Annotated in this window: 9 protein-coding genes and 1 riboswitch; of the genes, 1 reads left to right on the forward strand and 8 read right to left on the reverse strand. The window is 64.9% G+C overall.

What is annotated here, in order from left to right; translation table 11 throughout:
* Positions 1-43: 43 nt before the first annotated feature.
* From C8J46_RS12735 to C8J46_RS12750, 4 genes are all read right to left on the reverse strand, one after another.
* Positions 44-2,011 (reverse strand): glycoside hydrolase family 127 protein, encoded by a 1,968-nt coding sequence (locus C8J46_RS12735; RefSeq protein WP_132739783.1) that lies wholly within the window; start codon positions 2,009-2,011, stop codon positions 44-46.
* A 99-nt stretch (positions 2,012-2,110) separates the two neighbouring features.
* Positions 2,111-2,683: a nicotinamide riboside transporter PnuC gene (gene pnuC / locus C8J46_RS12740; protein ID WP_132739786.1), complete on the reverse strand. Its 573-nt coding sequence runs from the start codon at positions 2,681-2,683 to the stop codon at positions 2,111-2,113.
* Entirely contained in the window at positions 2,680-3,822 is a 1,143-nt protein-coding gene (locus C8J46_RS12745; RefSeq protein WP_132739789.1) for a phosphotransferase, read from the reverse strand. Before C8J46_RS12745 ends, pnuC begins: the two co-directional genes overlap by 4 nt.
* 1 nt (position 3,823) lies before the next feature.
* Positions 3,824-6,079 (reverse strand): TonB-dependent receptor, encoded by a 2,256-nt coding sequence (locus tag C8J46_RS12750; protein WP_243643419.1) that lies wholly within the window; start codon positions 6,077-6,079, stop codon positions 3,824-3,826.
* Between the two features lie 102 nt (positions 6,080-6,181).
* Positions 6,182-6,291: riboswitch (TPP riboswitch) on the reverse strand.
* A gap of 308 nt (positions 6,292-6,599) precedes the next feature.
* Between C8J46_RS12750 and C8J46_RS12755 the strand changes: the two genes are divergently transcribed.
* Positions 6,600-7,700 carry a histidine-type phosphatase gene (locus tag C8J46_RS12755; protein ID WP_243643369.1) on the forward strand — a complete coding sequence of 367 codons (1,101 nt, stop codon included), beginning with the start codon at positions 6,600-6,602 and terminating at the stop codon, positions 7,698-7,700.
* Between the two features lie 217 nt (positions 7,701-7,917).
* Here C8J46_RS12755 and C8J46_RS12760 read toward each other — a convergent pair whose 3' ends face one another.
* From C8J46_RS12760 to C8J46_RS12775, 4 genes are all read right to left on the reverse strand, one after another.
* Positions 7,918-8,139, reverse strand: a complete 222-nt coding sequence (locus C8J46_RS12760; RefSeq protein WP_132739797.1) for a hypothetical protein — start codon at positions 8,137-8,139, stop codon at positions 7,918-7,920.
* A gap of 199 nt (positions 8,140-8,338) precedes the next feature.
* Entirely contained in the window at positions 8,339-11,077 is a 2,739-nt protein-coding gene (secA, locus tag C8J46_RS12765) for a preprotein translocase subunit SecA (protein WP_132739800.1), read from the reverse strand.
* A 99-nt stretch (positions 11,078-11,176) separates the two neighbouring features.
* Positions 11,177-11,428: a hypothetical protein gene (locus C8J46_RS12770; RefSeq protein WP_132739803.1), complete on the reverse strand. Its 252-nt coding sequence runs from the start codon at positions 11,426-11,428 to the stop codon at positions 11,177-11,179.
* A gap of 47 nt (positions 11,429-11,475) precedes the next feature.
* Positions 11,476-11,967 carry a TonB family protein gene (locus C8J46_RS12775; RefSeq protein ID WP_132739805.1) on the reverse strand — a complete coding sequence of 164 codons (492 nt, stop codon included), beginning with the start codon at positions 11,965-11,967 and terminating at the stop codon, positions 11,476-11,478.
* Between the last annotated feature and the right edge of the window lie 35 nt (positions 11,968-12,002).

Below are 12,002 nucleotides of genomic sequence, written 5' to 3' on the forward strand. Positions count from 1 at the left end.
CATCGCTTCAACCGCTGTCGAAAACTGTGAATTTGGCCTCGGGTCAGGCCGGCGCCGGCTGGACTTGCCAATAGGTTGCGTAGCGCTCGTGGGCGATGCGGTGATACGGGATCAGGCGAACCGGTTGGCCGTCGGCGGAGGGGATCGTGAACTCGAGTGGACGATGGCTAGCGCGGATCGCGTTCGCCAGCGTCGCGGGATCGCCGGCGAGCGTCGGTGGCGTGAACGGCGCTGCATTGTACTCGCCATATTTACGCTCGTTGACGATGATGTCCGCGCCCGGCGCAAGCCCGTCTCGCCCGAACGCACCGGCCAGTACCAGCGGACCGACGGTGAATGCGACGATATCCGGGGCGGCCGGCGAGCGCTCGGCGACCGGATGCATGTCCAGACGCAATTCCACCGTATCGTCGTTCCGCCAGACGCGGACGATCTCGAGGTAGCGACCGGGGATGGTGGAGCGCAGCACCTCGACGCCGTTGACCAGGACGACCGCCGCGCGGCTCCAGCCTGGATGACGTAGCTTGAGCGCGACCTCGGTCGGGCGTTTTACCGTCCAGCGGAGGATCGTCGTCGGAGACTCCGGGAACGCGGTCGTCTGCGTCAGCACCGCGTCCCGGTCTCTCCACCGGACCGCCGACGGCACGAACAAATTCACGTACAGCGCGCGATCGTCGTGGAAATAGATCGAGTCGCGATATTTGACGTGGTTCTCCATTCCCGTGCCGGTGCAGCACCAGAATGCGGTTTCGGGCGCGTGATACAGCTTCATGTAACCGGGCCGCGCACCCTGGAAATACGTCGCCATGCCGCTATCCGGATCCTGCGACGCAAGGATGCCGTTATAGAGCGTGCGCTCATAGTAATCGGCGTATTCCGCCTGCGGATCTTGCAGGAACAGCGCACGTGTCAGTTTCAGCATATTATGCTGGCAGCACGTCTCCGATCCCTTTGCGGAAAACACGTGTTTGGCGAAATCCGCCACCGGAAAGAAATGCTCGTTGTCGCCGTGCCCACCGGTAGCAAACGACCGGGTCAGCGCTACCGTCTTCCAGAAAAACGCCGCGGCGTCGCGATATTCGGGCTTGCCCGTGATCTCCCAAACGCGGTGAAAGCCGATGACCTTGGGGACCTGCGTGTTGGCGTGCAGTCCGTCGAGATGATCGCGGTGCTGGCTTAATGGCGTGAGGATCGCCTTATGCGAAAACCGCTCCGCCATCAGGAGATAGTCGGGCGTGCCGGTCATCGCGTAAAGGTCGGCGAACACTTCGTTCATGCCACCATGCTCGGTGTCGAGCATCGTCTCGAACTGCGCCGGGCTCAATGGCCGGCTCGCGACCACGGCCCAGTCGGCGAGCCGCACCAGGACGGTACGTGCGGTGTCGCTGTCGGCCAGACACGCGGCGTCGCGCAGCCCCGCATAGACCTTATGCAGAGCGTACCAAGGCACACCGGTAATCGCCTCGCCGCGCAAATGCGCTGCCACCACGGCGGGACCGTCGGGAAAGGCACAGACCAGCCCTGTGCCCGATGCCACCTGACACGCGCCAAGTTCGCGCGCGATATGGTCGATCCTCGCCTTGAACCGCGCGTCCCCGGTCGACCGATAGGCCAGCGCACACGCCGACAGATAATGGCCGAGCGTATGACCATGACAGTTGATATCCGCCCAAATTGGGTCCGACTCCCACCCGCCATAGACCGGGGCCTTGGGCGGCAGCCCGGCATTCACGCGGAAATTGTGGAGCATGCGGTCGGGCTGGAGCGTCAGCAGATAGGCCAACGTCTTGTGCTGAGCATTCAGGAATGGGCCGTCACCGAGCGTCACGTCAGCCATGTCGAACGGCACGAGCCGCGCCATTGGCAACGGGAGCGCAGTCGCCAACGAGGACGGCCTGGCGGCGTCCAGCACGGACACTTGGCCTGCCGACAATCCCGCTACCAACGCCGCCTTGCCGACGCCGGTCAGGACGTGGCGACGCGCATACCCGGCGTGACATGGGTCGATCATCGCGACATCCTCTCCAGACTATCCTATTTGTCGGAGTAGGTAGAGCATGCACGAGGTCGTCAGGCAACCTCGGCGGCAACCGCTATCAAGTGGGGGCCATCAAGCGGCAGCCGGCCCTATGGTTTCGGCCCGTCGCCATTGCCTGTACCCGATGACGGCAAGCACGATCATCGCTGCATAGAGCCCTGCAGTCGGCACCAGCCCTTTGACGAGAAACATTCCGACGTACAAACCGTCCACGCCGATCCAGAGCAGCCAGCTCGCGGCGTGGCGGCGCGCTGTCCAATATTGCGCGACCAGGCTGAAGCTGCTGAGCGCGGCGTCCATCCACGGCAGCGCGGCGTTGGTATAGCGGCTCGTGAACCACCCGATCGCGACAGCGCCCACCGCGCCCGCAACGAGACCGGCGAGCGCCTGCGCAGGTCGGAGCGGCGCCACGACGACATCACCAGCAGCGTCCTTTCCGCGGCTCCAGGCGAGCCAGCCGTACAGGATCGCGAGTCCGAACAGCGCTTGCAGAACCATGTCGGCGTAGAGCCGGACGTCGAGGAACAGCTTGAAGTACAGCGCGCAGGCGATGAGGTTGACCGGCCAGCACAGCATCCGGCGAGTGGCGGTCAGCCAGATACCCGCGGCACTGACCGCGACCGCGACGATCTCGAACGCGGTCATTGAGGAAGCGCTCCGGCTTCGATCGCGCGGAGCAAGTCCCGGCCCGGAGCGGACTGGAACCACGCGGCGTGACCGATGAGATACTCGTCCCAGGCCAGTGCCGCGGACGCGGGGTCTTCGACGACCGCGGCGAAATACTCGATCTCCGACAGCGCGAACTCGAGGTGCACAAGCGGCAACAGGCGGACGATCGCCGCAACGTCGGTGCGGCCGAGCGGCGCGATCGTGGCATAGCCCGCGAGCAGCGCGAGTGCTGCCGCCGGATCGCCGATGTCGTCCGTCCCCTGCCCCAGCTCGAGCCAGCGAACGGCGGTGCGCTCGATCGCGATGGCGATATCGTGGACCGCGCAGGTGCGATCGGCGAGTCCGAAGTCGAACACGGTTTCGACACCGCCATCGCTCGCCCACAGCAGGTTGGACGGGTGCCAGTCGTTGTGCGTCCACAACGGCATTTGGTCGGCAAGCAACGGCGCGAGCCCCTGCCCCAAGCTTTCAAAGAGCTGCCCGAGTTCGCGTCGCCAAGGCTTGACGTTCAAGAACGCGGCCAGAGCGGGGCGAGCAGCAATATAGGCTTCGGCCGCGGCGATCGGATCGGCGGCGGGCAGGATCGTAAAGCTTGCAACCAACGGCTGACGGCGACGCGCCGGGGCAGCGAAACCGCGCGCCGCCTCGTGCAGCGTCGCGAGCGCCACCCCTGCCGCATGGGCATGCGCGCGCGCGGCGAACGGCGTCCAGGACAGGCTGTCGCGGTACAGGTCCACACCCGGCGCCGCGCGGTGCAGTTCGTACGACCAGGCGCCGCTCGCCACCGCCGTCGCACCGTCCGCGGTCGCCATCACCTCAGGCACCGATACGCCAGCACCTGCAAGGTGCGCGATGAACGCGTGTTCCTCGGCAAGCCCTTCGACCGTGCGGATGCGGTGATGGTGGCGCTTCAACAGGAACGTGCCGGTGGTCGTGTGCACCAAGGTCGCGGCGGAAAACGGCCGGGGAGAATGCCAGTGCAGCCCCGTCATCCGGCCCATGCCCGAAAAGTGCGCCAGCACCGCCCCGGCCTCGTCGGCGGTGATCGCCGGCCAGGTCGGCGCCTCCATCGCGAGGCCCATGCCGTGGACGAGATGCGCAGGCTGCGTCGCCACCTCAGAACGCCCGCGAGATCGTTGCCATGACCGCCGCGCCGCTCCCGACATAATAAGCGGGCGGCGAACCGGCGATGACCGTGCCGTTGCGGCCGATCGTGTCCTGCGCGTTGGTGCTGACCGACTGGACGCCGGCGAGGACGTGCGGATCGGTGACGTTGATCGCGTTGACGCGCAGGTCGGTGCGCTTGCCGTCGAGCCAGTCGGCAAGGTGCATGCCGACCGACAGGTCGAGCGTCGCATAGCCCTTGATCGCCTCGTCGTTCATGAAGCTCGCATATTGCCGGCCGATATATCTCGACGCGACGCTGCCGAAGAACCGGCCATCGTCATAGATCCCGCCTGCGCCGAACTGGACGGCCGGGCTGGAGACCGCCTGCTTGCCCCTGGTCGGCAGGAAGTCCGCCCCGACCGGCAGATCGTCGTCGATCCGCGCACGCAAATATTCGCCCGAAAGGTAGAGGCTGACGCCTGCCACCGGGCGGTAGTCGATCTCCGCATCGACGCCGTACGAGGTCTGGCCACCAGCGTTGATCGTCGCGTTCACCTGCGCGCCGCCCTGGTCGATCACGGTGGCGAGCTGGCGATTGCGGAACTTGTAATGGAAGCCGGTCACCGAAGCGGAGAGCTGTTCGCCGATGAAGCGATAGCCCACTTCCTGCGAGACCGAATATTCGTTCTTGAGCGCGTTCGTCCCCTGCACGACCACGTCGCCACCGTAATAGCTGTTGTAGAGCGTGAACTCGTTGGGCGTGCGGAAGTTGGTCGTGATGTTGGCGAACAGCTGCTGGCGATCGTCGAGCCGGTAGTGGATCGCGGCACGCGGCAAGGCGGCGAAACTGTCGTTGCGCACCTTGTCCTGCGGTCCGGGCAAATAATTGCGGCCGTTGCGCAGCACGTTCACGCCCTTGAACCCGGCATCGACCGTCAGCCGCGGCGTCAGCGCGATGCTGTCGGCGAGGAAGAAGCCCTTCGTCACGGTGACGGTGCGCTGGTTCTCATAGGCGAGCAGGCGGCCGTCGGCAGTACGGATCGCCTTGGCGCGGTAGCCCCAGCGATCGAACGGCTGCCCATCGGCGTCGATCGAGGTGTAGGACTGCGTGACGCGATCGGTGCCGTAGTCGAGCCAGAGCCCCGCCGTGAGCGTATGCGCGCCGGTCTTGAAGGTCAGCGTGCTGACGTTGCCGGTCCGCATCTGGTCGCCGGTATAATTGCCGAGTACGGTCGCCACCCCGTCGACCGCGCCGGGCAGCGCGATCGGCTGGGCCAGCTCCTCGGTGCCGAGGAAATTGCCTTCGGTCGTCAGCTGCGTACCGTAGGGCGAGTTGCCGTAGCCGAACTGGAGATAGGTGGTGGTGTCTAGCGCAAGCCGATCGTTCAGGACGAGGTGCACCGGCGCGGAGGCGTAGAGGTTGCGGAACGGCGCGCGGTACAGGCGCCAATAGTTGGTGTTCCCCGCCGTGTAGCGCTTGTCGTAGTTGAAGCTGCGGCCCTGCGCGTTCCACTCGGCCAGCGTCGGGCTCGGATAGCTCGACGAGTTCGCGTCATTATACGACAGCGCGAGGCTGGCACGGTTGCCGGCACCCCATTCGTTCAGGATTTTCGCGTCGATATGCTGGCGCGTGTCATAGCCGGCACCCCGCCAATTGTCCGCGCGCGTGTTCGAATAGGACAGGAACGCCTTCAGCCCGGTATTGCCGATCGTACCGCTATCGACACGGAAGAACCCCCGCCGCGCCGCGTAGCTGCCGAGTGACAGGTCGACGAGCGCACCGGGACGCGCTTTCGGATCGTCGAGCGCGAGCGACAATAGCCCGCCGGCCCCGCCGAGCGTCGGGGAATCGATATCGGCCGACCCTTGCGCGAGCGAGATGCGCCTCAAATTCTCGGGGTCCGCAAACTGCGACGGATAGGCATAATAATAGCCGATGTCGTTCTGCGGCGCGCCCTCCATCAGCACGCCGATCTCGTCCTGGCCGAGACCGCGCAACGTCAGGCTGGAGCTCGTCGACAGGCCATACGGATCGCTCGACGCGACGTTCGCGCCGGGCAGCAGCGTGACAAGCTGGAACGCGTTGAGCGTCGGCGCCTGCTTGACGATGAAGTCGGCGGAGATCGCGCTCTGCGCGCGCGGCACGCTCTGGTCAGGGAGCAGACCGGCAGGATCCTGTTTGCCGACGACGCGAATCTCGGCGGGTTCGACTGGATCGGGTGCGACTTGCGCCCCGGCCGACGATGCCGCGAGGGTTACCGACAGAGTCAACGCGACCCGCCCAAAAAGCCGCCGCTCGCGCCCGGCGGAAGTCACAACAAAACCAGCACTGAAAAACGTCACGTCCACTCCAATCGGAGGGACGACGGGCCAGCCGCAGACCCTCCCTACGCCGGTATAAGCCGGATCAGGTTCAGCGGGTCATGGGCTGCAGCCCACCTCTCAGCCGCGCATCAGCGGCCCCCCGGGGATGTCTGTCGCTTAGGTGGTTGGGCGCGTGTTGGAAAGCGCTATCGCGGTATGCGCCCAGCGGCCGGGGTATGTTCCCATCCGATCGTCATCGGGTGCGGCTCGCCGTATCGGGATCGGCCCTGAAAGAGACGAGGATGGTGTCACGCCACTGAAAAGGGGTGCGCGTACAGCGCGATCGGCGGCTGCCGTCTCATGTCAAACCAGGACTTCCTCGATGCGTGCTATTCGTCCCTCGTTGTCCAGTTTTTGTACGGCGCTCGCCCTGCTGTCGGCCATACCGACCATGACCCAGGCACACCCGATTCCCAGAGACTTGCGCCTCGAACGAGTCGTGATAGTGATGCGGCACGGCGTCCGCGCGCCGCTCTCGGGCGAAGTGCCGGTGACGACGCGCACCGCCCAGCCCTGGCCGAACTGGCCCGTTCCCGAAGGCCAGCTGACACCGCACGGCGCTTCCGCAATCGAGTTGCTCGCGCGCCATGATCGTCGCTGGCTTGCGTCGCTCGCGCTCACGCGGTGTCCAGCCGCAGCTACGGTTCGGATCTGGACCAACACGGCCAGCCGGACGATCGCCAGTGGAGAGGCGTATGCGCAGGGGTTAGCGCCCGATTGTCGATTGACCGTAGGCCACCTTGCCGAAGATCGGACTGATCCGATCTTCGAACCACTGGCCGCCGGCGCGACCGCCTTTAGCCCCAGCCAGGCAATCGCCTCGATCGATCGCTTCACCGGTGGGATGGCCGCGCTCGTCGCGCGTCACCGCGCAGCCCTTGCGTTGCTCGACACCGTGCTGGGATGCGGTCATGGCGCATGCAGCCCGGTCGACCCGCCGTCGCTGGTCGCGTCGACCGATCGCCGTGGGATCGAACTATCCGGGCCGATCCGGGCGGCGTCGGGTATCGCGCAGGTCCTCCTGCTGGAAGACTCCGAGGGCATGCCGCGTCGTGCGGTTGGATGGGGACGCGCCGATCCCGCGACGATCGCGCGGCTCGGCGCCCTGCATGCCGCGCTGTTCGACGTGTTCACGCGGTCACCCTATATGGCGGCGCATCAGGCTTCGCCACTCGGCCATCGGATCATCGATACGCTGACCGCCGCCCGCGCGCCGCGTCTCGATGTGATGGTCGGCCACGACACCAACGTCACCGCGCTGGCCGCCGCGCTGCACGTTGCTCTCGATGCCCCCGGCTTTGCTCGCAACGACGTCGCTCCGGGCGGTGCGATGGTGATCGAACGGTTGCGCGATCCACGATCGGGCGAACGGTTCGTCCGCCTGTACTACCGCGTACAGTCTCTCGCGACGATCCGTGCGCTGCGCCCGGAGGTCATCGCGACACCGCTTGCTGTTCCGGGGTGTGCGGCGCCGTGTCGGCTCGACCGTTTCGTCGCGCTGTTAAAGTCACGGATCGCTTAACGTTGCCGTCATCGCGCTGTGTGCATCGGCAAGCTCACGGATTCGGCCCAGAGCATCAATCGTGCAGCGGCTGAGACGGGCATGCCAAGACGGGCAGGCATAAAGTCAGACGACGCACCGTACCTGTTACCGGACAGTGCGTCGTTATCTGGTGCCCCAACCGAAACGACTAGGCCATGCTACCTATCGACTTGGACATTCCAGTCATTGGCAGACCTCAGCCATGAGCCCGGGCGCGAGCCTTTTCGGCCCTTGCCTGCTTCGCATAGTGATGATGCGCTACGGCACAACCGACCGCGGCGCCCATCACCGCGTGGCCCTCGCCAACGAAATGGCCACCGACGCCGCCGGCTGCCGCACCGCGAATACAACCTTTGGCCAAGGCTGGCGATGCCGTCATGGCCAGTAACGGGAGTGCGATCAGGGAAATGTAACGCATGCCTCAGGTCCTTGAAGAACAGGGTTAGGACCGGAACTACTCGCGGCAATACGCTGATGTTCCGTGAGATTTCGTTCATGTTCCCATCGTCGCCAAACGCCGATTGCGGTCGGCGGCCGACCATCTTCGTTAACCTCGCAACGAGTGATCACAGCTTGCGCGGAGCAGCCAAACTTCCGCGCAAGCCGTAATCAATCGATCAAACGGCGCCGTGGCACTGCTTGTACTTGCGCCCCGACCCGCACGGGCATGGTGCGTTGCGGCTGACGACGCCTTCCCAATTCGCCGGATCCTCGCCGATATCGGCTTCCTGCGGCTGAGGGATCTGCAAAGGCGGCATCGTCGAGGTGATGTGGCCGCGCGTGCCCGCATCGAAGTCGTTCGAATTGTCCTCGCCCGTGAACGGGTCGAAATGCGTCGTGATGAAGTCCGGCAGTTCGGGCAATCCGACCGGTGCCTGCATCTGGAACTGCGCATGCGCGATCGTCTTGGTCACGTCCTCGCGGATCGTTTCGAGCATCCGCTGGAACAGCGAGAACGCCTCCTGCTTATACTCGTTGATCGGCGTCTTCTGGGCGTACGCGCGCAGGTGGACGACCTGGCGCAATGCGTCGAGCGTCGCCAGATGCTCCTTCCAGTGATGGTCGAGATTCTGCAACAGGATCGACTTCTCGACCGACGTCCACGTCTCCGCATCGAGATCGGCTGACTTCTGTGCGATCGCCTCGTCGGCCATCGCGCGGACACGCTCCTCGATCACCTCGGGGTCGACCGACTCCTCCAGCAGCCATGCGTCGATCGGCGGCTCGAGGTTCATCACCTCGGCAAGCCGCGTCTTCATCCCCGCGACATCCCACTGCTCGGGATACGAGTTCGGCGGGCACGCATCGCCGACGATCACGTTGACCGTCTCCGCGCGCATATCGGTCACCACGTCGCCAACCGTATCAGCATCCATGATGTCCGCGCGCTGCTCGTAGATGACCTTGCGCTGCTCGTTCATCACGTCGTCGTACTCGACGACCTGCTTGCGGATGTCGTAGTTGCGCGCCTCGACCTTCTTCTGCGCGGTCTCGATCGCCTTGCTCAACCACTTGCTGCCGATCGCCTCGCCATCCTCGATGTTGTTGCGCATCATCTTGGCGAACAGCGTGTCCGGCCCGAAGATACGTAGCAGATCGTCGTCGAGGCTGAGATAGAAGCGCGAAAGGCCCGGATCGCCCTGACGGCCCGAGCGCCCGCGCAGCTGGTTGTCGATGCGTCGGCTCTCGTGCCGCTCGGTGCCGAGCACGAACAGGCCGCCCGCGGCGAGCACTGCCTGCTTCTCCGCCTCGATCTCGATCGTGATCCGCTTCGCCGCCTCGTCATACTCGGGCGTGCCCTCGACCAGTTCGGGATGCTCGTCGAGCATGCGGAATTCGAGGTTGCCGCCGAGTTTGATGTCGGTGCCGCGGCCCGCCATGTTGGTCGCGATCGTCACCGCGGACTTGCGCCCGGCCTGCGCGACGATGTGCGCCTCCATCTCGTGGAAGCGCGCGTTGAGGACCTTGTGATCGACGTTCTCGCCGACCAGGAACTCGCTCAGCATCTCGGACTTCTCGATCGACACCGTGCCGACCAGCACCGGCTGGCCCAGGTCCGCGTGATGCTTGATCTTCTTGGCGATCGCCGCGAACTTGTCCTTGGTGTCCTTGTAGAACTCGTCTTCCTCGTCGACGCGCTTGACCTCGACATTGGTCGGAATGCTGACGACGTTGATCTTGTAGATGTCGTAGAACTCGGCCGCCTCGGTCGCCGCGGTGCCGGTCATGCCGCCGATCTTGGGGTACATGCGGAAATAGTTCTGGAACGTGATCGAGGCCATCGTCTGGTTCTCGGGCTCGATCTGGACGCCCTCCTTCGCCTCGACCGCCTGGTGCAGGCCGTCCGACCAGCGCCGGCCGTCCATCATGCGACCGGTGAACTCGTCGATGATTATGACCTTGCCGTCCTTGACGATGTAGTCGATGTCCGACTTGAACATCACGATCGCACGCAGCGCCTGGTTCAGGTGATGCACTACCTGCGTGTTCTCGAAGTCGTACAGGTTCTGCCCCTCGAGCAGCCCGGCCGCCTCGAGCATCCGCTCGACCTTCTCGGTGCCATCCTCGGTGAGGATGATCGTCTTCTGCTTCTCGTCCTTGTCGTAGTCGGCGGGATCGAGCTGCTTCACGACCGCGTCGACCTGCATGTACAGCTCGGACTTGTCGTCGGTCGGGCCGGAGATGATCAACGGCGTGCGCGCTTCGTCGATCAGGACCGAATCGACCTCGTCGACCACCGCGAAGTTGAACGCGCGCTGCGTCATCGCGCTGCGCTCGTACTTCATATTGTCGCGCAGATAGTCGAACCCGAACTCGTTGTTGGTGCCGTAGGTGATGTCGGCGGCATAAGCGGCGCGGCGTTCCTCGTCGGACAGGTTGGGGATGATGACGCCGATCGTCATGCCGAGGAAGGTATACACCTGTCCCATCCACTCCGCGTCGCGCGCCGCGAGGTAGTCGTTGACGGTGACGACATGGACGCCGTCACCAGGGAGCGCGTTGAGATAGGTCGCGAGCGTGGCGACGAGCGTCTTGCCCTCGCCGGTCCGCATCTCGGCGATCTCGCCGCGGTGGAGGACGATGCCGCCGACCATCTGGACGTCGTAATGGCGCTGGCCGAGCACGCGGTGCGCGGCTTCACGGACGGTCGCGAACGCCTCGGGCAGCAGATCGTCGAGCTTCTCGCCCTCGGCGAGGCGCGCACGGAACTTGACGGTCTGCGCCGAGAGCTCCTCGTCCGACATCGCCTGGAGTGACGGCTCGAACGAGGCGATCTTCGCGAGGATCGGGTTGAGCGACTTGACGTACCGGTCGTTGGACGAACCGAACAAGGATTTGGCGAGGCTACCGAACATGGGCTGATTTCCTGAATTTATGACGCGGCGGCACACGGTGGGCGCACGCGGAAGCGGATCGCTTGGATCCAAAGGTTACGATAAGGTCACACCTAGACGCTATTCGCGGCGGCGCTCTGCCCATAGCGGAAGCGAGACAATGGCGATGGTGCGCAGCGTGGTAGCGACCGCAACCCGGAGCAGCGTGGGAAGGCCAGATACTGGCCTTATCAAGACCTTGGCCGGCGTTGCTGCTATCGACTGCGAGCAGACGTTGCCTTGCACCACTGCTTGGGCGGACTGCCCACGCATACCCGGCACCGCACCGGTCAGCGCGGAGAGCAGGGCAGAGAGGAGTAGCAGCAGGTTCATGCGGGACCGGCTTTATTCGAGCCCGCGCGGAAAATCTACCGTTCGTCTCAGGGCAGCGCCCATCGAACGCGCGGCAATTCGATGCGCGAGGAGATTGCACGCCCCTTCGCGTCGCGCGCGGGGGTGAACTGGCCGTGGCGAACCGCGGCGCGGCACGTTCCTTCATCGAGTGCGCTGGTCCCACTCCCTACGAGGACTTCGCACGCCTCGACCGATCCATCGGCAGCGACGAGCAGGGCAGCTTTGACGGCACCTTCCTTGCTGGCCTGCCGCGCGGACTCGGGATAATCGTCGGCATCGAACCAGTCGGCATAGGGTCCGATCGGCTTGGCTGGCGTGGTAGCCAAAGGGAGGTTCCGCGGGATCGTCGTTGGGAACGGTGCGCGCCACCAGCGATAGCCGTTGCTCGCGATCATCAGGAGGCATGCAGCTAAGGCGAAGCCGAGCGCGACGATCGATGCGACGACGACAAGCATCACGCGGGTGGTGCTGCCGTCGAACCGACTTGCAGGCCCTGCGCTCACGTCCTCGTCGATCATGTTGCGTCCTTCTCCCCACGGCCTTGGACACCGAC

Origin of the sequence: Sphingomonas sp. PP-F2F-A104-K0414 (genome assembly GCF_004340945.1) — a bacterium.
Classification (GTDB): Bacteria; Pseudomonadota; Alphaproteobacteria; order Sphingomonadales; family Sphingomonadaceae; genus Sphingomonas.

Coding starts and splice junctions, on each gene's coding strand:
- C8J46_RS12735 (WP_132739783.1), bottom strand. CDS start 2,011: ATGATCGACCCATGTCACGCCGGGTATGCGCGTCGCCACGTCCTGACC.
- secA (WP_132739800.1), bottom strand. CDS start 11,077: ATGTTCGGTAGCCTCGCCAAATCCTTGTTCGGTTCGTCCAACGACCGG.
- pnuC (WP_132739786.1), bottom strand. CDS start 2,683: ATGACCGCGTTCGAGATCGTCGCGGTCGCGGTCAGTGCCGCGGGTATC.
- C8J46_RS12770 (WP_132739803.1), bottom strand. CDS start 11,428: ATGAACCTGCTGCTACTCCTCTCTGCCCTGCTCTCCGCGCTGACCGGT.
- C8J46_RS12760 (WP_132739797.1), bottom strand. CDS start 8,139: ATGCGTTACATTTCCCTGATCGCACTCCCGTTACTGGCCATGACGGCA.
- C8J46_RS12775 (WP_132739805.1), bottom strand. CDS start 11,967: ATGATCGACGAGGACGTGAGCGCAGGGCCTGCAAGTCGGTTCGACGGC.